Genomic DNA, 16,941 nt, shown 5'->3' with positions numbered 1-16,941 from the left:
GGGCCACTGTCCATATGGCAACGCCCGCGCACTTTGATAGGGGCCCTCGGGTCGAGCCCGAGGGCGGAATCGTGGTGGACAGGGCTCTGTTCAATGCAGGTGCGGATCGAATTCCTCGCTGCCGTGCCAGACGTGGTCGTCGTCTACGGGGCCGTCCTCATCGTCCTCGTAGAATTCTTCTTCCCCGATCAGAGCCTCACGGGCTTCCATGTCATCGGGTGAGAGTGCATCGAGGTGATCGGCCGGGTCGGTGGCCATCATCGCGTCGACATTGCCGGTTTCATCGGTGTTGTCGAGATCGCGCTGCAGCTCGTCGATGGCCCGATCGAGTTCCTGCAACAGGTAGGCAGGGTCACGGCCACCAAAATCGCCGCTGGCCCGTTCATAGGCCTCCGCGCGCATTTCCCTCAGCCGCTCCAGCCGCTCTGCAACCGAACGGTCGTCGCCGTAGAGCAGGTCTTCGATCTCTGTCTGGCTATAGGGCTGGGCAATGCCCGGCGTGTCGGCATTGTCGAAATTGGTTTCCTGGGGCACGAGGCTGCCTGGATGACTGTGGTTCTGCACCATGATCTTCTCCCGCATGCAGTAACATGAGGAAGAAACGCATCACCAAAGCCAGGGTTCGATCACAAGAATGGGGGCGACAGTGCCCTAGTTGAGATCGCCCGGTTCGTCGCGCACGAGGCGGAGCGTGGGCTGAACGTCCTCTGCACCCCCGTCCCATCCCGCCGGCAGCGGCTTGGAAGACTTCGCTCCCAGTTCGCGCAGTTTTTCAATCCTGCGCAGAACGTTGCCTTTGCCATCTGACAGCTGGCTCTTGGCCTGCTCGTAACTCGTCTGGGCCTTGTTCAGGTGACCGCCGAGCTTGTCCATCGTATCCAGAAAGCCAGCGACCTTGTCGTAGAGCTGGCCGGCGCTCTCGGCAATTTCTTCTGCATTCTTGTGGCGCTTTTCGATGTCCCAGACATTGCGCACGGTGCGCAGCACGGTCATCAGCGTGGTCGGCGTGGTCAGCATGACGCCCTTGCCCATGCCGAATTCGACCAGCTTGGCATCGTGCTGGATAGCGGTGGCCAAGGCGCTCTCGATGGGCACGAACATCATCACATAATCGAGGCTCGACTTGGCGGCGCGATTGTAACCCTTGTCGCCGAGCGTCGTGATGTGGCCGCGGACCGAGGTGATGTGGGCGCGCAGATGCTGGTCGCGGTCGTCTTCATGGCTATTCACGAAGGCTTCGAAGGCGGTGAGCGAGACCTTGGAGTCGATCACCAGCCTGTCGCCGTTGGGCATGAGGATTTCGACGTCGGTGCGCAGGCGCTGGCCGTCTTCGCCACTATGGCTCTGCTGGGTGAAATATTGCTCGCCCTCGCGCAGGCCCGATTGTTCTAGAATGGTGGCGAGGATCATTTCGCCCCAGGCGCCCTGGGTCTGCGAATTGCCCTTGAGGGCCCGGGTCAGGTTCTGCGCCTCGGTGGTGATCTGGAGGTTGCTTTCGGCCAGCGCACGGATGCGCTCACCCATGGCCGAGCGGTCTTCAAGCAGATTCCTGTGGAACTCGGTTATCTTGTCCTGCAGGGGCTTGAGCAGCGTGTCGACCTGCTCGCGGTTCTGCTTGGTAAAGGTTTCGCTGTGACTGCGCAGCACATCGCCGGCAATGGACTTGAACTCGTCGGTCATCTGCTGGCGCGCTTCGGTGAAGCGCTGCAAATTGGCCTCGTTCTGGCGCTGCTGTTCGTCGAGCCGGGTGCGCATGGCGGCAAGTTCGGCCTGGAGGCCGCTCGACCGGTCGCGTTCGGCATCGAGCAGATCGGCGGCGCGTTCACGTTCCCGCTCGACCTGCGCTTCGAGATCGCGAATGCGGGTATCGCGGCTCGCCACCTGTTCCAGCACGCTGGCTTTCAAACCTTCCGCGGCTTCGCGCGCCGCCGCATCGGCGCGGGCGGCGCTGGCACGGGCGGAAACCAGCAGCCAGAGGATGAGCAGGAGCACAACCGCGGCGGCGCCGGCGATAAGTGCCGTGGCTGATGTGACGGGCCAATCGCCCAGGGTGAAGAGGATGGTCTCGAGATCGCGCATGCACCCAGTCTAGCGCGATTCTTTTGTTCGCAAAATGTTCCGCGCCGCTGGCAGGATTGACCGCTGCGCTGTTGACCGCGGACCCGGAAATGGCCATATCGGGAATAATCCTTTCATCGCCGGACTTTCTGCCATGGCCATCCGCCCTATTCTCATCATTCCCGATGCCCGCCTCCGGGCCGTCGCCGACCCGATCATCGAGGTTGATGACGAGATCAAGGCGCTGGCCAAGGACATGCTCGACACCATGTATGACGCGCCGGGCATTGGCCTGGCCGCGCCGCAGATCGGGGTCATGAAGCGCATCGTGGTGATGGACCTGGCCGGCGAAGGCGAGCCCCCGGCTCCGCTGGTGATGATCAACCCCGAAATCACCCATTTCGGCGACCAGATCCAGGTGACCGAGGAAGGTTGCCTTTCCATTCCCGAGCTCTATTACGAGGTCGAGCGTCCGAACGACGTGACGGTGAAATACACCGATCTCGAGGGCAAGGAAGTGGTCAAGGAAGCCGAGGGTAAGCTCGCCGTCTGCATCCAGCACGAGCTCGATCACCTCGATGGCGTGCTCTATATCGACTATCTCAGCCGCCTGAAGCGCGACCGCGTGATCAAGAAGTTCGACAAGCAGGCCAAACTCGCCGCGCGGTAGTCGCACTCGCTCCCTTCCCTTCTCCCCTTGCGGGAGAAGGTGGCGCGCAGCGCCGGATGAGGGTCCGGAATGCGTGAGAGAACCCCTCACCCGCCCTTCGGGCACCCTCTCCCGCAAGGGGAGAGGGGGACAGCGGAGCTTGCCGAACCATGCGCGTCGTCTTCATGGGTACGCCCGATTTTTCCGTTCCGGTGCTGACCGAGATCGTCTCGGCAGGGCACGAGGTCGTGGCGGTCTATACGCGCGCGCCCAAGCCGGCCGGGCGCGGCCAGGCCGAGCGCAAGAGCCCGGTGCATGAGACGGCCGAAGCCTTCGGCATTCCGGTGTTCACGCCGCGCTCGCTCAAGGGGGCAGACGAGCAGGACCAGTTTGCATCGCTCGGCGCTGAGGTGGCGGTCGTCGTGGCCTATGGGCTGATCCTGCCCAAGCCGATCCTCGAAGCGCCCGAATATGGCTGCCTCAATCTGCATGGGTCGCTGCTGCCGCGCTGGCGGGGTGCAGCGCCGATCCAGCGTGCCATCATGGCGGGGGACACCAAGACCGGCCTCGTGGTGATGAAGATGGACGAAGGTCTCGATACCGGCGCCATGGGGCCGACCGAGATCATTCCCATTTCGGCCAATATGACGGCCGGCGAATTGCACGACCAGATGATGCGGCTCGGCGCCGACCTGATGGGACGGGCCCTGGCCGCACTGGAACGCGGCAGCCTCGATTTCACGCCACAGCCCGATAGCGGCGAGACCTATGCCGCCAAGATCGACAAGGCCGAGGCCAGGATCGATTTCACCAAATCCTCCGAAGAGGTGCACAATCTCATCCGTGGCCTGTCGCCCTTCCCCGGCGCCTGGTTCGAGCTGGAGCTCGCCGGCAAGCCGGTGCGGATCAAGGCATTGCGGTCGAGCCTTGCAGAGGGCAGCGGTGCGCCGGGCGCGCTGATCGGCGATGGCCTCACCATTGCCTGCGGAACGGGCGCCATTCGCCTGATCCAGGTGCAGCGCGAAGGCAAGGGCGCCATGGATGCGGCCACGTTCCTGCGCGGTGCAGGGACGCTGCCTGCCGCAGTCAGCTGATGCCCCGCTATAAGCTCATCATCGAGTATGACGGAACGCTCTTTTCCGGCTGGCAGCGGCAGGCGGACCGGATCAGCGTGCAGCAGGTACTGGAAGAGGCGATCTTCCGCTTTTCGGGCGAGACAGTCGTCACCCAGGCCGCGGGGCGCACCGATGCGGGTGTGCATGCGCTGGGCCAGGTGGCGCATTTCGACCTGTCGAAGGATTGGGACCCGTTCCGGATCCGCGAGGCGCTGAACTATCACCTCAGGCCCCATCCCGCGGTCATCATAGACTGTGAGGCCGTGGACGAGACTTTTGAAGCGCGGTTTTCGGCCACGGCTCGGCACTACGAATATCGCATCCTCAACCGGCGGGCGCCCGCAGCCATCGAGCGCAATCAGGTCTGGCACGTGCCGATGCCGCTGAATGCGGGGCGGATGCATGAAGCGGCGCAGTTGATCCTTGGCCTGCATGACTTCACCACGTTCCGCTCGTCCGAATGCCAGGCGAAATCGCCGATGCGGACGCTGGATGCGTTTGACGTTTCCGGAGATGGCGAAGTGATCGCGATCACGGCCTCGGCGCGCAGCTTCCTGCATCACCAGGTGCGCTCGATGGTTGGCTCGCTCAAGCTGGTTGGTGAGGGCAAGTGGAGCCCGGCCGACTTCCGCGCGGCGCTCGATGCGGCCGACCGCAGCCGCTGCGGCGCCATGGCGCCGTCAAGCGGGCTCTATCTGACCGGTGTGGATTATCCCGGAGGCAGCGGCCCCATCGCCTGAAGGATGATGCCGCCCAGGATCAGCAGACCGAACAATTGGGCGACCACTTGCGCGACGATGAAGAGCGCGATCTGCATCGGCGCCAGCGTCACGATACGACGGGCGATATTGATCTCGACGATGATGCTGACAAGACCCACGACCACGAGCATGATGTCGCTGCCGCCCAGGAGCACGATGCTCACCGCGCCAATCAGCGAGACATAGAAATTCACCCAGTTGTCGGCAACGAGATAGGGCAGGAACCCGTCGAGCCGACCCATCAGGCTGAGGACCGCATAGGCCGCGCCAATCTGGATGGCGAACAGCAGGATCGACAGCAGCGTCATGGTGGCGGCGGCGCCAACCGGTGAGGGCACGCCCAGGAGTTGAGGCCCGAAGACGCTGACGCCCACGGCCAGAACCAGAGCAATCAGGCTGCCGATGACGCCGCGCTGCGAAAAATCGAAGTAACGAGGCGCGTCCTGCCGACCCAGAACCAGCGCCCAGGCGCCACGAGCAGCGTCGCGGGCTTCGTCGAGAAATGTCGGGAGAGTCTGGGGCAAGGAACTGTCTCGTCTCAGGCGGCAGGAATGGTCGCTGGCATCATGTAGAGCGCGATGGGCGTGCCGACAAGAAGCAGAACGCTCAACACTGCGAAGGCCGCCGCGACGCCGATGCTCCACCCACCAGCCATGCGCCCCAGGCGGAACAGCATGTAGACAAGCCCCAACCACAGCAAGGGCAGCAGAAAACCGATAGCCAGCGAGAGCAGCGCCCCCAGGATGAGATAGAAGGTGAGGGCATAGATGCCGGGCACCAGCAGCGGCAATACGCCGCCCTGATCGCGCACCGCAAAGCGGGTGCCGTAGATGCCGATGACCAGCGCCACGAGGAACAGCGACTGCAGGGCCATGGTGGCGACCAGCTCGGGCAGCGTCGGCACGCCGAAGCTCAGTGACCCCAGGACAATGCCGAGGAAGGCAAAGAGATAGTAGAGCACCAGAGCAGTGGCGAGGCCCGGCACCGTCAGGCGAAACCGCTCCTGCCACAAGGCTTCGCCCCGCAGGATCATGATCCACCCATAGACGGCCTGTCGCAGCGCCTTGAAGATATTCATGCGCCCTGCTCCGCAAAGAAGCGGCGCATGAAGGCCGCGTAGATCTCGGTGAGACCTGCAAGGTCATCGAGAGCGATGTGTTCATCGGCCTTGTGCATGGAGGGGCCCACCAGGCCGCATTCAACCACCGGACCGTAATGGGCGAGAAAGCGCGCATCCGAAGTGCCGCCGCCGGTGGAATATTCTGGCGGCTTGCCATTGCGCTCGGCAATCACGGCGGAGAGCGTGTCGATGTCCCGGCCCAGGGGCGAAAGGAAGGAGCGCGACGGCACGCCCGAAATTTCGAGCTCGACGCGGCAATCCTGGCGGGCCGGCTCGCCATTGTGCATCTTGGCGATCAGCAACCGGTCCCTGACCCACTTTTCGAGAGTCTCGGGCGTCCAGAGGTCATTGTAGCGAATGTTGAAGCGCAGCGTGCCGCTCATCGGGATGACATTGGAAACCGGATTGCCGACATCGATCGTGGTCAGCTCCAGATTGGAGGCGGGGAAATGGGTCGTACCCTCGTCGAGCGGCTCGGAGGAGAGCGCCGTGGCGATGGCCGCCAGCAGCGGCAGGGGATTGTTGGCCTTGTGCGGATAGGCAACGTGACCCTGGGTGCCCGTGACCGTGACCTTGCCCGAAAACGAGCCGCGACGGCCGATCTTGATGCTGTCGCCCAGCACCTCGGTGGAGCTGGGTTCGCCGACAATGGCGAAATCGAACTGGTGACCATTGTCGTCCATCCAGCGCACCAGCTTCTCGGTGCCATTGATGGCGTCGGCTTCCTCGTCATTGGTGATGGCCAGCTGGATGGTGCCGGCGTCGGCCGGGATGGACGAGCAGGCGGCGACAAAGGCAGCAATGCCCGATTTCATGTCGGCGGCCCCGCGCCCGTAGAGCTTGCCATCGGCAATGCGCGGGATGAAGGGGTCGGCAGTCCAGTGCGCCCGATCCCCCGGCGGCACGACATCGGTGTGTCCGGCAAAGAGCAGGCGGCGACCGCCCTGCCCGCGCGTGGCAAAGAGATTGTCGACCGGATAGGAGCCGTCGCCCTCGAACGGCAGGCGCGTTACCGCAAAGCCCATGGCTTCCAGTTCGGCTTGCAGCAGATCGAGCGCCCCGGCCTCCTCGGGCGTGACCGAGGGACAGGCGACGAGGCGTTCGAGCAGGGTTTGCGGGTCGATGGTCACGACGGCTCCGTATAGTGGTCAGGCGGCGGCGTTCAGCGGATCGGCGCCATAGGTATTGCTGCCGGTAGTGCCCTTGAGGAAGCCGAGCTGGACCAGCATGTAGAGGGCAAAGATGCCGAAGGCGATGTTGATGACACTCAGCCAGATGGCGGGCATGGGCACCATGACGCCGCCGACATCGGTGAGGGTCGTGCCGATGCCGGTGGCCGTCAGCACGTTCAAAAGGACCGACCCGGCCAGGAGGATCTTGAGATCGGTGCCGTCATTGTTGCGGTCGCGCCGACGCTTGATGCCGATGCAGTAGCTGGGCCAGATGAAGGCGATGCCGAGCAGGACATTGAGCCAGGCGACCAGCGTGAGGTTGCCGAAAGTAACGATGCCGAAGACTATCGACGCGACGAGGCCGATGACAATCAGGCAGACGACACCAATCCACCACTGCTGGCGACCGATACGCCCCTCGGTGGTGGTGAGAAGAGACACCAACTTATCCATTTAATCCCCCTTGTTGACCGGAATCATCTCCGGCCAGACAGAGAGTAAATTGCCGGAGCTTTTCCCACCAGCACCGGCGATTATGGGCCCTAGTCGCGCAGCAATTCGTTGATGCCCGTCTTGGAGCGGGTCTGGGCGTCCACGGTCTTGACGATGACGGCGCAGTAGAGGTTCGGGCCGGGCGTGCCATCGGGGAAGGGCTTGCCAGGGAGCGAACCGGATACGACCACCGAATAGGGCGGCACGTAGCCCATGTGGATCTCGCCGGTGGCGCGGTTCACCACCTTGGTGGAGGCGCCGATGAAGACGCCCATGGAGACGACCGAGCCCTCGCCCACGACCACGCCTTCGACGATTTCGGAGCGGGCGCCGATGAAGCAATTGTCCTCGATGATGGTGGGGCCGGCCTGCAGTGGCTCGAGCACGCCGCCAATGCCAACGCCGCCGGAGAGGTGTACGTTCTTGCCGATCTGGGCGCAGGAGCCGACCGTCACCCAGGTATCGACCATGGTGCCTTCATCGACATAGGCGCCCAGGTTGACGAAGCTGGGCATGAGAATGGCGCCCTTGCCGATATGGGCCGAGCGGCGAACGATGGCGCCGGGCACGGCGCGGAAACCGGCATCGCGCCAGGTATTCTCGCTCCAGCCCTCGAACTTGGTCGGCACCTTGTCCCACCAGGTCGATTGCTGCGGGCCGCCGGTCATGGGCACATTGTCGTTGAGGCGGAAGGAGAGCAGCACGGCGCGCTTCAGCCACTGATTGACCTGCCACTTGCCATCGACCTTCTCGGCCACGCGGGCCTTGCCGGCATCGAGCAAAGCCAGCGCCTCGTTGACCGCATCGCGCACTTCGCCCTTGGTACCGAAATTGATCTCGGCGCGGTTGTCGAAGGCGGTGTCAATGATCTGGGCGAGCTGGGTAAGCGACATGGCAGGTCCTGCGGAGAATGGTTCGGCCGGACCATAGTGAGGGCGGCAGGCAAGTCAACGGATATGACAGCATCCGGACGACGACCCCGCCTCCGGTTTCGACTGGCGACTGACAGCACAAGACTTCGGAAATGAACCATCCCCTCCTGCGGTCGTTGGTCGACAGAAAGGGGATCGCAATGAGCTATGTTCGCTTCGGCGCAATGGTCGCGACTTCCACTGTGGTCATGTTCGGCCTCATGTATCTGAATACCTACCTGCTTGAGCACGTGGTGTTCAGTCAGACCCGAATGTGGATGGCATTGTTGATGGGCGCCACGATGGCGTTCATCATGCTGCTGTTCATGTGGACGATGTACAAGAATAGAGCAGCGAACGTCGCAATACTGATTGCCGCCGTTGCCGTGTTTGCGGCGTCGCTATGGCTGGTGCGGAGTCAGGAAACGGTTGGTGATGTCGACTACATGCGGGCGATGATCCCGCATCATTCTATCGCCGTCCTCACCAGCACCCGAGCCCACATACGAGACCCCCGGGTGCGGGAACTTGCCGATGGCATCATCGAAGCGCAAGTGCGCGAGATTGCGCAGATGAAGCAATTGCTCTCTGAGCTCGAACGGAACCCAACAGCCGCAGCGGCAACCGACTAACTGCCTCGCAGCCGGAAGCGGTTGTTGGCAAGGACTAACGCATTGAGGAGGTCCCCGTTATGGATTGGCAGAGCATGCTGTTTCAGAATTGGTCGGGCATATTCCGCACGTTGCTCGTCGGCATACTTGCCTACGTCACCTTGGTTTTGTTCCTCCGGATTTCCGGCAAGCGTACTCTGGCCAAGCTCAACGCTTTTGACCTCGTCGTGACCGTCGCGCTCGGTTCCACCTTATCGGCCATACTCCTACAGGAGTCGATCGCTTTGGCAGAAGGGGCCGCAGCCCTCGGGCTGCTCATCCTCATGCAATACCTGGTCACGTTCATCTCCGTCCGTTCGCCCGGCTTCGCCAAGGCTGTTCGGTCGGAGCCGACGCTCCTGGCGCATGACGGTGAATTTTGCGACGAAGCCATGAAGCGCGAGCGCATCACTCAAGGGGAAGCCTTAAGCGCCGTGCGGTCTGCAGGCGGTCAGGATATCGAGTGCGTCAAGTATCTGGTTCTCGAGAGCGATGGGACCCTCAGCGCTGCTCTACTCCCAAAAACCTGACACCGCCAGGACACAAAAGGTGAACCCTTGGTCTGCTTTAGCTTCCGATGGGACAAAAGCCGCCCGCCCGCTACCCACCCCAAACTGTACCGTGGCGGCCGCGATCAATCCGCGGCCGGATAGACGCCCAGAATGCGGAAATAGTCGGTGAAGAAGCCCAGTTCCTCGAAGGCGTGCTGGACGCCGATGTCGTCGGGGTGACCTTCGATGTCGGCATAAAACTGGGTGGCGGTGAAGGCGCCGCCGACCATGTAGCTTTCGAGCTTGGTCATGTTGACGCCATTGGTGGCAAAGCCGCCCATGGCCTTGTAGAGCGCGGCCGGCACGTTGCGCACGCGAAAGACGAAAGTGGTCTTCACCTTGCCCTTCTTGGGCGCCAGCTTTTCGCTGGGCGAGAGCACGAGGAAACGGGTGGTATTGTGGTCGGCATCCTCGATGTTTTCGGCCAGTACATTGAGGCCGTAGATCTGGCCGGCAAAGCGCGAGGCGATGGCGGCCACCGACTTGTCGGCCTTTTCGGCGACCTCGCGGGCAGAGCCGGCGGTGTCGACGGCGTTAATGGTGCGGAAGCCGTTGGAGGCGATGAACTTGCGGCACTGGCCGAGCGCTACCGAGAGGGACTGGACCGCCTTGATGTCCGCAAGCGTGGCGCCGGGGACGCCGAGCAGGGTCATCTCCACGCGCAGGTAGGTCTCGCCGATAATGTGCAGACCACTTTCGGGCAGCAGGTGATGGATATCGGTGATGCGCCCGTAGAGCGAGTTTTCGACCGGGACGACGGCGAAATCGGCCTTGCCTGATTGCACGGCATTGAGGGTTTCCTCAAAGGTGACGCAGCCAAGAAACTCTTCGCCAGGGAAAAACTTGGCGGACGCCGCATGGCTGAAGGCGCCGGGTTCACCCTGGAAAGCGATTTTCTTGGTCATGGAAGACATCCTGAAAGCAAAGGCTGGCGGGTTGTGGCGCGGGGATGGGAGAGAGTCAATCTGGCGGCTCGCGGCACGGGTCATTCTCGCCCCTCCAATCGGCCTGCCCGCCCTGGCGGATAAAATCCGCCCACCGCGACGATTTGACGAGTGCGCTTCCGGCTTTGCACTGTTGCGCCGCAAGCCCTCTTGATACTATGGTCCGCGCGCGTCGAACCGGCTGGTTGAGGCGGAATCTCCTTTTGGGGAGTCCTAAGTTGAGCCGGTTCGAATTAACGTCCACGGGGATGGACCGGCAGAGAGACCAAATGGATTCGTTCGAGCTAAACAAAATCATGGGCGCCGTTCTCGGCACGCTGTTGTTCGTCATGGGTGTCGGCTTCCTGGCTGAAGCCATCTATCACCCGATCGAAAATCGCGGTCCTGGCTATGCCCTGCCCGAACCCGAAGTTGCAGAAGGCGGCGAGCCGGCCGAAGAAGTTGCGGCGGTTCCGCTCGGGGTCCTGCTGGCCAGCGCCAGCGCCGAACGTGGTGCCTCGGCCGTCCGCAAGTGCCAGTCGTGCCACACGTTTGGCGAAGGCGAAGGCAACAAGCAGGGTCCGAACCTCTATGGCATCGTCGGCGCCCCAGAAGCCCACATTGATGGCTTTGCCTATTCCGATATCCTGATCCAGTATCATGGTGAAGGCCGCATCTGGACCTACGAAGACCTGGATGCATTCCTCGAAAATCCCAAGGCCTATGCCCCGGGCACGAAGATGGGTTTTGCCGGCGTGAAGTCGCCGGAAGAGCGCGCTGACATCCTGGCCTACCTGCAGACCCTGTCCGCTTCGCCCGTACCCTTCCCCGCCGCGGATGTGGCCGCGCCCAGCGAAGGCGAAACCGTCGAGACCGACGATGCAGGGGCTGAACCGCTCCCCGGCGAAGAAGTGACCGCGCCGGAATCGGAGGTCACCGAGACCCTGGCGCCGGGCGCCGCTGTCGAGACCCCGACCGAGACGCAGACCGACACCAATGTGGAAGGCACCCCGGTGCAGGAAACCACGCCGGCCGCGCCCATGTCGGGTGGCGACAATCCGGCCACGCCGGCGACCAACACCACCGGCGCCCAGCCCGCCCCGACCAACAGCCAGTAGGGCTAGCGGTCACCCGAAAAAGATTGCGAGCCGCGCCAAAAGCGCGGCTCTTTTCTTGAGGATCAATCAGCATGCTGCTCCTGCACCTGTCCGATGTCGATGAAGCCAGCTGGGCCCGCGCCTTTGCCGCGGCGCTGGCGCCCTACCCCGTGGTGCGGCGCGGCGACGACTTCGACCCGACCGACATCCGCTATATCTTCGTCTGGAAGCCCAGGCCGGATGCCTTTGATGGCCTCACCAACCTCAAGGCGGTGCTGTCACTGGGCGCCGGGGTCGATGCACTGCTCAAGCATCCGCGACTGCCCGATGCGCCGATCGTGCGGTTTGTCGACGAGGATCTCAGCCAGCGCATGAGCGACTATGTGGTGGCCAATGTGACCATGCATCACCGCCAGTTCAGCCGTTTCCGCGACGACCAGAAGGCCCATCGCTGGAGTCAGTACTACCCGCCCGCCGCAGGGGAAACGACGGTCGGGATCATGGGTATGGGCGTGCTCGGGCAGGATGCGGTCAAGCGTCTGCGCCCCCTGGGCTTCGACCTCAGAAGCTGGAGCCGCACAGCCAAGATCATCGAGGGGGTGAAGGGCTTTTCGGGGACAAGCGAATTCGATGCTTTCCTTGCCGGCACCGATATTCTCGTCAATCTGCTGCCGCTGACGCCTGATACGGCGGGGATCCTCAACCACTCGACGTTTGCCAAACTGCGCCGTGGTCGCCTGGCGGGCGGGCCGGTGATCATCAATGCGGCGCGCGGGGGGCATCAGAAAGAGGCCGACATCATCGCCGCGCTCGCCGACGGTACGCTGGGGGCCGCCAGTCTCGATGTATTCGAGGTGGAGCCCCTGCCGCCGGAAAGCCCGCTCTGGGACCTGCCGAATTGCTACATTACGCCCCATATCGCGGCGATTTCCAATGAGCAGAGCGGGGTGCGCTATTTTACTGCATTGCTCAAGGCGCACGAAGCGGGACAAGATTTGCCAAATGTGGTCGACCGAATCCGGGGTTATTGAGGCCGGCAGACACACAAAATTCATTGGGGTGACCTCAGCTTACATGATCTAGAGCTAAGGTGACGAACAGGACCGGACGAGGGCATGACGGACATAACGCAGGCACAGAAACCGGGCCTCTATGAAAGGCTGAAGACCGCGACGGCCCATCCGCTGGCCGAGCCTATCCTGGCGCTGATCTGTTTCCTTGAAGCCATGATCGTGCCGGTGTTTCCCGAGGTCATGCTGGCCCCGATGATCCTGGCCGATCGTCGTCGGGCCTGGCGCCTGGCGGCCATTTGTACGATCTCATCGGTGGTCGGCGGCCTGTTCGGCTATGCCATCGGCTATTTCCTGTTCGACAGCATCGGCAAGGGCATTGTCGAATTTTATGGCGCCGGGGCCGGCTTTGAGGAATTGCGCCACAGCTTTGTAGAAAATGGCTGGCTGATGATCATGATAGGCGCCGTGACGCCCATTCCCTACAAGGTCATCACCATTACCTCGGGCGTCGCCGGGGTGGATCTCTGGACCTTCCTCTTCTTCGGGCTGATCGGGCGCGGCCTCAGGTTCTTTGTCCCCTGCGGCCTGTTCTACTTCTTCGGGCCGGTCGCGAGCGAGTTCATCGAAAAGCACAAGAAGTGGGCCGGCTGGGTCATGCTCGTCGCCATCATCGGCGGCTTCGCCGCAGCGCCCCTGCTCTTTCCCAAGCATGCCACGCAGGTCACCGATGCGGTGATCGAGCAAACCACCGGCACCGACATCATTCCTGGAAACTGACCCTCAGCGTCAGCGCTGATAGCGCTGACGGAGCATGCCATAGACGGCGCGGATACCCTGATCGGTGGCGCCGACCGGGCGCCCCGGACGGGCCTCGGGCGCCCAGCCGAAAATGTCGAGATGCACCCAAGCGCCGGCATTCTTGACGAAGCGCCTGAGGAACAGTGCGGCGGTAACCGAGCCGGCATAGCCGCCCGAGCCGGCATTGTTCACGTCGGCGATCTTGGACGACATCTGGCTATCGTAATTGTGCCAGAGCGGCATGGGCCAGAGCGGATCCTCGGCGGCGGCCCCGGCGGCCACGAGACCCGCGGTGACGCTGTCATCGGTGGAATAGAGGGCCGGCAGATCGGGCCCCAGCGCCACGCGGGCGGCCCCGGTCAAGGTGGCCATGTCGACGAGGATTTCCGGGCTCTCCTCATCAGCCAGCGCCAGCGCATCGGCCAGGATCAGCCTGCCCTCAGCATCGGTATTGCCGATCTCGACTGTGAGGCCGGCGCGCGAGCGCAGCACATCGCCGGGGCGGAAGGCATTGCCCGAAATGGCATTCTCGACCACCGGCAGCAGCACGCGCAGGCGAACCGGCAGGTTGGCGGACATAATGGTGAGCGCCAGGCCCATGACATTGGCAGCGCCGCCCATATCCTTCTTCATGGTCAGCATGCCGGCCGCCGACTTGATGTCGAGCCCGCCGGTGTCGAAGGTGACACCCTTGCCGACCAGCGTGACCTTGGGATGGCTGGCATCACCCCAGGCAAGGTCGATGAGGCGCGGCGCCTGGGCGCTGGCGCGACCGACGGCGTGGATCATGGGAAAATTGGCGCCGATGAGATCGTCGCCCAGCGTGACCGCAATGGTCATGCCGTGGCGGCGGGCAAAGTCGCGCGCCGCCGCTTCGAGGGCATCCGGGCCCAGATCATTGGCGGGAGTATTGATTAGATCGCGCGCCAGGATCGCCGCTTCCACCTGGCGGTCGACTTCGCCCTCGTCCGCGCCTTCGGGCAGGCTCAGGGTCGCGGTGGGCTGGCTGTCGCGATAGCGGTCGAAACGATAGGCCCCGAGCTGGAAGCCGATGGCCGCGAGGGTCGGATCATCCAGTTCCCCCGCGAGGCGGTACTGCGCCGCCGGCAATGCCGCCGCGGCAATGCCAGCCACGAAAGGCGAGCGACCCGCAGCCTTGCCGGTGCCGAACAGCACGCCCTCCAGAGCGCCTTCGGCGCCGGGCAGGGAGAGCAGCCGGCCGCGCTGGCCGCCAAAACCGTTGGCACGCGCCCAGGCCTTGTGCGCGTCGGAAATGCCAGCACCATCCAGACCGCCTTCGGGAACGAGATAGAGCGGAATGGCGGGGACGTTTGACATGAATTCTCTCCATTGCGTGGCGTTCCCTTCTAGCCGCCGCGGCGGCCATGGGCAACGTCCCGGAAGACCGGCTTAACCGGGTGTTAGGGTTAATGATCTATTGCTCGACAGCATGGTTTTACGGTTCGGTCACTGAGCCGGGAGTGCGCTGTGTTCAAGTTCAAACCGATCATCCCGTTCTTGCGCCCGGTGCTTCTGGCCGGTGTGGCCGCCCTTGCGCTGTCGGCCTGTGCGTCCAATCGGGGACACCTCGATACGACCACCACCGGGAGCATCGGCCAGAGCAATGCGAGCCTGGGCGAACTGACCGAGCGCTATCGCCGCAATCCGGGCGACCGGGTCGTGGTCATCCAGTATTCGTCCGCCCTGCGCGCCGCCGGCCAGCCGCAGCAGGCGGCGGCCGCGCTGGAACAGGCACTGTCGCGCAACCCGAAAGACGCCGCCATTTCGGTGGAATATGCCCGCGCCCTCACTGCTTCGGGGCGGTTCGAACAATCGCTGCAGGTTCTGCAGAACGTCATCCGTCCGGACGCGCCGGACTGGAATGCGCTTCTCGTGATGGGCGCCACGCTCGACCAGATGGGGCGATATCCCGAGGCAAGGCGGATCTATACGCAGGCCGCGGTGATCGCGCCGGGCGAAGCGTCGATCGAGACCAATCTGGGCCTCTCCTTTGCCATGACCAACGAATTGCCGGCCGCCGAGACGCATTTGCGCCGGGCCGTGCAGATGCGCGGCGCGACCACCAAGACACGGCAAAACCTGGCCCTGGTCATCGGCCTGCAGGGCCGTTTCCAGGAAGCGCAGGCGCTCTATGCCGCCGAATTGCCGCCCGACCAGGTCGAGGCCAACATGGCCTATGTCCGCGGCATGCTCAGCCAGCAAAACCGCTGGGACGCGATCGCCAAGAGCTGATTTCGCCGCCGGCCTTGTGCTGAGGTCGCCGGCTACGGCTGTCGCCTCGTGTTCTGCACGCGCTTTCATAACCGCCTCCTCTTGGATTGCGCAGGCATGGCTCGACGCCGGCCGGCACGCCTGCCCCCGGTTATCGGCATCTGATAGAGGCTCCGAGACGGAATCCGCCTCTGAGTGAAGAATAGTGAGACGGTTTCCGCCTCGGAGCGCCGGGATTTCTGGCAGGGGGTTTCGCTAGGGCCGGCTTACGCCGGAATTTCCCATCCCCGGACCCACACCCCATAACGATTCAGGGTGCTCCCGACTGTCGCCGGACGGTTGATCGTTGCAACCCTATCTCCACCCGGCTGATGGGGTGAGTATGCAGAAGGGTTGAGGACCGGGGATAAACTTTTGCGCGGTGCCATTTCCACTCGGAAGGGGCTAGCAGGATACACGTTGCTGGCTACCAGCGCGGGGCACACCCCCACTCAGCCTCCCCCGTCAAGGAGGAGGAGCCGCACCGCGTTTGCCGACTTTACTGTGGGCGGAAAGTCATTTCGGGCCGGCCTGTTCTGCGCTGTTATACTTATCCACCAAATCGTCAAAGACAGCGGCACCGGCGGCCCCAACTGCACATTGGCTTTCAATCGCGCTGAGTGTGCTGGCAATTGAAGCTGCGGAACTGCCGTTGCATAAACCCTTTACGACCAAGGTCGCATGGCAGAGGCGAGAAACGGCTTGCTCGGCTCCTGCGAGCTCTTTCAGGACACCTCCGCCAAATAGATAAGAATATCGATTCTCATTGTTTGGTATTTCTTGCGGCTCCAAGCCAGCTATGCCGTTGAAAACCAGAAAGTATGTATAGTCTCTAGAGCCCGAACTCACCTGCTTCTCGTCAAATAGATATACAAGAAGCGATACATTGGTGTTGCTATCGAATACCTTAATCGAGGCAATGCCGGTTTCGCCTAGGCGCACGCCAAGGTCAGATGCAATGTCAGTGAGAGGCTCGTTCACATCGACATTATATTTCGCGAAGGCGTTGCGCAGCGCAAATTCCGTTGCAACAGCAGTCGGTTCGCTTATTGAGCCGAACCAGACTACCCGGTCCGCAGATCTGCGTTCAAACGTCGGAGAGAAACCGCAACCCGAGGCTGCTTGCCCCAGCAGGAAGACGATGAATCGTGCGTCACTCTCGTTTGGAAAGTCGGCACTCTCGATGTCGATTAGTGTTGATCCACTCAGGTTATCGCTGATCTGGCTTACGCTGGGTGGGTGCATCAACAGGTCGAGCATGTCCGCAGCTGTAGCCAAGGGAGCCGACACTCCGAAGAGGAGGAGTGCCAGCAACGGTCGCACAAGAAAACTCATCGGCAAGTCTCAACGTCCAGTGGTC

Annotated in this window: 19 protein-coding genes; 9 read left to right on the top strand and 10 right to left on the bottom strand. The window is 62.8% G+C overall.

Annotation, left to right across the window (positions count from 1 at the left end; all coding sequences use genetic code 11):
* Positions 1-90: 90 nt before the first annotated feature.
* Together MQW79_RS16235 and MQW79_RS16230 are read right to left on the bottom strand one after the other, a co-directional pair.
* Positions 91-567 (bottom strand): hypothetical protein, encoded by a 477-nt coding sequence (locus MQW79_RS16235; RefSeq protein ID WP_476585505.1) that lies wholly within the window; start codon positions 565-567, stop codon positions 91-93.
* 84 nt (positions 568-651) lie between these two features.
* Positions 652-2,079 (bottom strand): DNA recombination protein RmuC, encoded by a 1,428-nt coding sequence (locus tag MQW79_RS16230; protein ID WP_476585504.1) that lies wholly within the window; start codon positions 2,077-2,079, stop codon positions 652-654.
* Positions 2,080-2,212: 133 nt separating this feature from the next.
* Here MQW79_RS16230 and def point away from each other — a divergent pair, with 133 nt between their 5' ends.
* From def to truA, 3 genes are all read left to right on the top strand, one after another.
* Positions 2,213-2,728 carry a peptide deformylase gene (gene def / locus MQW79_RS16225; protein ID WP_476585503.1) on the top strand — a complete coding sequence of 172 codons (516 nt, stop codon included), beginning with the start codon at positions 2,213-2,215 and terminating at the stop codon, positions 2,726-2,728.
* 149 nt (positions 2,729-2,877) lie between these two features.
* Positions 2,878-3,801 carry a methionyl-tRNA formyltransferase gene (gene fmt / locus MQW79_RS16220; RefSeq protein ID WP_476585502.1) on the top strand — a complete coding sequence of 308 codons (924 nt, stop codon included), beginning with the start codon at positions 2,878-2,880 and terminating at the stop codon, positions 3,799-3,801.
* Positions 3,801-4,562 carry a tRNA pseudouridine(38-40) synthase TruA gene (truA, locus tag MQW79_RS16215; protein ID WP_476585501.1) on the top strand — a complete coding sequence of 254 codons (762 nt, stop codon included), beginning with the start codon at positions 3,801-3,803 and terminating at the stop codon, positions 4,560-4,562. The genes fmt and truA overlap by 1 nt, the downstream gene beginning before the upstream one ends.
* On the opposite strand, the gene MQW79_RS16210 is transcribed toward truA, so the two are convergent.
* The 5 genes from MQW79_RS16210 to dapD form a co-directional block, all read right to left on the bottom strand.
* On the bottom strand, positions 4,532-5,107 hold the full coding sequence (locus MQW79_RS16210; RefSeq protein WP_476585500.1) for a hypothetical protein: 576 nt from the start codon (positions 5,105-5,107) through the stop codon (positions 4,532-4,534). The two genes, truA and MQW79_RS16210, sit on opposite strands and share 31 nt — an antisense overlap.
* Before the next feature lie 14 nt (positions 5,108-5,121).
* Positions 5,122-5,661 (bottom strand): hypothetical protein, encoded by a 540-nt coding sequence (locus MQW79_RS16205; protein WP_476585499.1) that lies wholly within the window; start codon positions 5,659-5,661, stop codon positions 5,122-5,124.
* Entirely contained in the window at positions 5,658-6,833 is a 1,176-nt protein-coding gene (dapE, locus tag MQW79_RS16200) for a succinyl-diaminopimelate desuccinylase (RefSeq protein WP_476585498.1), read from the bottom strand. The genes MQW79_RS16205 and dapE overlap by 4 nt, the downstream gene beginning before the upstream one ends.
* An 18-nt stretch (positions 6,834-6,851) precedes the next feature.
* Complete coding sequence (locus tag MQW79_RS16195; protein WP_476585497.1) at positions 6,852-7,328, bottom strand: DUF805 domain-containing protein; 477 nt, start codon at positions 7,326-7,328, stop codon at positions 6,852-6,854.
* Between the two features lie 89 nt (positions 7,329-7,417).
* Positions 7,418-8,260 carry a 2,3,4,5-tetrahydropyridine-2,6-dicarboxylate N-succinyltransferase gene (gene dapD / locus MQW79_RS16190; protein ID WP_476585496.1) on the bottom strand — a complete coding sequence of 281 codons (843 nt, stop codon included), beginning with the start codon at positions 8,258-8,260 and terminating at the stop codon, positions 7,418-7,420.
* Positions 8,261-8,439: 179 nt separating this feature from the next.
* Between dapD and MQW79_RS16185 the strand changes: the two genes are divergently transcribed.
* Together MQW79_RS16185 and MQW79_RS16180 are read left to right on the top strand one after the other, a co-directional pair.
* Positions 8,440-8,910 (top strand): DUF305 domain-containing protein, encoded by a 471-nt coding sequence (locus MQW79_RS16185; RefSeq protein ID WP_476585495.1) that lies wholly within the window; start codon positions 8,440-8,442, stop codon positions 8,908-8,910.
* A 59-nt stretch (positions 8,911-8,969) separates the two neighbouring features.
* Positions 8,970-9,458 carry a DUF421 domain-containing protein gene (locus MQW79_RS16180; RefSeq protein ID WP_476585494.1) on the top strand — a complete coding sequence of 163 codons (489 nt, stop codon included), beginning with the start codon at positions 8,970-8,972 and terminating at the stop codon, positions 9,456-9,458.
* A gap of 104 nt (positions 9,459-9,562) precedes the next feature.
* Here the strand turns inward: MQW79_RS16180 and MQW79_RS16175 are convergent, their stop codons facing one another.
* Positions 9,563-10,384, bottom strand: coding sequence for a prephenate dehydratase (locus MQW79_RS16175; protein WP_476585493.1), 822 nt, complete (start codon positions 10,382-10,384; stop codon positions 9,563-9,565).
* 335 nt (positions 10,385-10,719) lie between these two features.
* Here MQW79_RS16175 and MQW79_RS16170 point away from each other — a divergent pair, with 335 nt between their 5' ends.
* From MQW79_RS16170 to MQW79_RS16160, 3 genes are all read left to right on the top strand, one after another.
* Positions 10,720-11,520, top strand: coding sequence for a c-type cytochrome (locus MQW79_RS16170; protein WP_476585492.1), 801 nt, complete (start codon positions 10,720-10,722; stop codon positions 11,518-11,520).
* Positions 11,521-11,591: 71 nt separating this feature from the next.
* Complete coding sequence (locus MQW79_RS16165; protein ID WP_476585491.1) at positions 11,592-12,530, top strand: 2-hydroxyacid dehydrogenase; 939 nt, start codon at positions 11,592-11,594, stop codon at positions 12,528-12,530.
* Positions 12,531-12,614: 84 nt separating this feature from the next.
* A complete protein-coding gene (locus tag MQW79_RS16160) occupies positions 12,615-13,289 on the top strand; it encodes a YqaA family protein (RefSeq protein ID WP_476585490.1) in 675 nt (224 codons plus the stop codon).
* A gap of 9 nt (positions 13,290-13,298) precedes the next feature.
* Here MQW79_RS16160 and MQW79_RS16155 read toward each other — a convergent pair whose 3' ends face one another.
* Complete coding sequence (locus MQW79_RS16155) at positions 13,299-14,648, bottom strand: leucyl aminopeptidase family protein (RefSeq protein WP_476585489.1); 1,350 nt, start codon at positions 14,646-14,648, stop codon at positions 13,299-13,301.
* Positions 14,649-14,798: 150 nt separating this feature from the next.
* Here MQW79_RS16155 and MQW79_RS16150 point away from each other — a divergent pair, with 150 nt between their 5' ends.
* Complete coding sequence (locus tag MQW79_RS16150) at positions 14,799-15,563, top strand: tetratricopeptide repeat protein (RefSeq protein ID WP_476585488.1); 765 nt, start codon at positions 14,799-14,801, stop codon at positions 15,561-15,563.
* A 534-nt stretch (positions 15,564-16,097) separates the two neighbouring features.
* Here MQW79_RS16150 and MQW79_RS16145 read toward each other — a convergent pair.
* Positions 16,098-16,859 carry a hypothetical protein gene (locus MQW79_RS16145; RefSeq protein ID WP_476585487.1) on the bottom strand — a complete coding sequence of 254 codons (762 nt, stop codon included), beginning with the start codon at positions 16,857-16,859 and terminating at the stop codon, positions 16,098-16,100.
* Positions 16,860-16,941 lie beyond the last annotated feature (82 nt).

This window comes from Devosia sp. Micro-HW1 (assembly GCF_056341075.1).
The sequence above is the reverse complement of the archived record's forward strand: the minus strand, read 5'-3'. Positions and strand labels throughout refer to the sequence as shown.

Excerpts from the sequence above, each read along its gene's own strand:
- MQW79_RS16155 (WP_476585489.1), bottom strand. The coding sequence starts at position 14,648 with ATGTCAAACGTCCCCGCCATTCCGCTCTATCTCGTTCCCGAAGGCGGT.
- def (WP_476585503.1), top strand. The coding sequence starts at position 2,213 with ATGGCCATCCGCCCTATTCTCATCATTCCCGATGCCCGCCTCCGGGCC.
- truA (WP_476585501.1), top strand. The coding sequence starts at position 3,801 with ATGCCCCGCTATAAGCTCATCATCGAGTATGACGGAACGCTCTTTTCC.
- MQW79_RS16165 (WP_476585491.1), top strand. The coding sequence starts at position 11,592 with ATGCTGCTCCTGCACCTGTCCGATGTCGATGAAGCCAGCTGGGCCCGC.
- MQW79_RS16195 (WP_476585497.1), bottom strand. The coding sequence starts at position 7,328 with ATGGATAAGTTGGTGTCTCTTCTCACCACCACCGAGGGGCGTATCGGT.
- MQW79_RS16205 (WP_476585499.1), bottom strand. The coding sequence starts at position 5,661 with ATGAATATCTTCAAGGCGCTGCGACAGGCCGTCTATGGGTGGATCATG.
- MQW79_RS16230 (WP_476585504.1), bottom strand. The coding sequence starts at position 2,079 with ATGCGCGATCTCGAGACCATCCTCTTCACCCTGGGCGATTGGCCCGTC.
- MQW79_RS16235 (WP_476585505.1), bottom strand. The coding sequence starts at position 567 with ATGGTGCAGAACCACAGTCATCCAGGCAGCCTCGTGCCCCAGGAAACC.
- fmt (WP_476585502.1), top strand. The coding sequence starts at position 2,878 with ATGCGCGTCGTCTTCATGGGTACGCCCGATTTTTCCGTTCCGGTGCTG.
- dapD (WP_476585496.1), bottom strand. The coding sequence starts at position 8,260 with ATGTCGCTTACCCAGCTCGCCCAGATCATTGACACCGCCTTCGACAAC.
- MQW79_RS16160 (WP_476585490.1), top strand. The coding sequence starts at position 12,615 with ATGACGGACATAACGCAGGCACAGAAACCGGGCCTCTATGAAAGGCTG.
- MQW79_RS16175 (WP_476585493.1), bottom strand. The coding sequence starts at position 10,384 with ATGACCAAGAAAATCGCTTTCCAGGGTGAACCCGGCGCCTTCAGCCAT.
- MQW79_RS16170 (WP_476585492.1), top strand. The coding sequence starts at position 10,720 with ATGGGCGCCGTTCTCGGCACGCTGTTGTTCGTCATGGGTGTCGGCTTC.
- MQW79_RS16180 (WP_476585494.1), top strand. The coding sequence starts at position 8,970 with ATGGATTGGCAGAGCATGCTGTTTCAGAATTGGTCGGGCATATTCCGC.
- MQW79_RS16185 (WP_476585495.1), top strand. The coding sequence starts at position 8,440 with ATGAGCTATGTTCGCTTCGGCGCAATGGTCGCGACTTCCACTGTGGTC.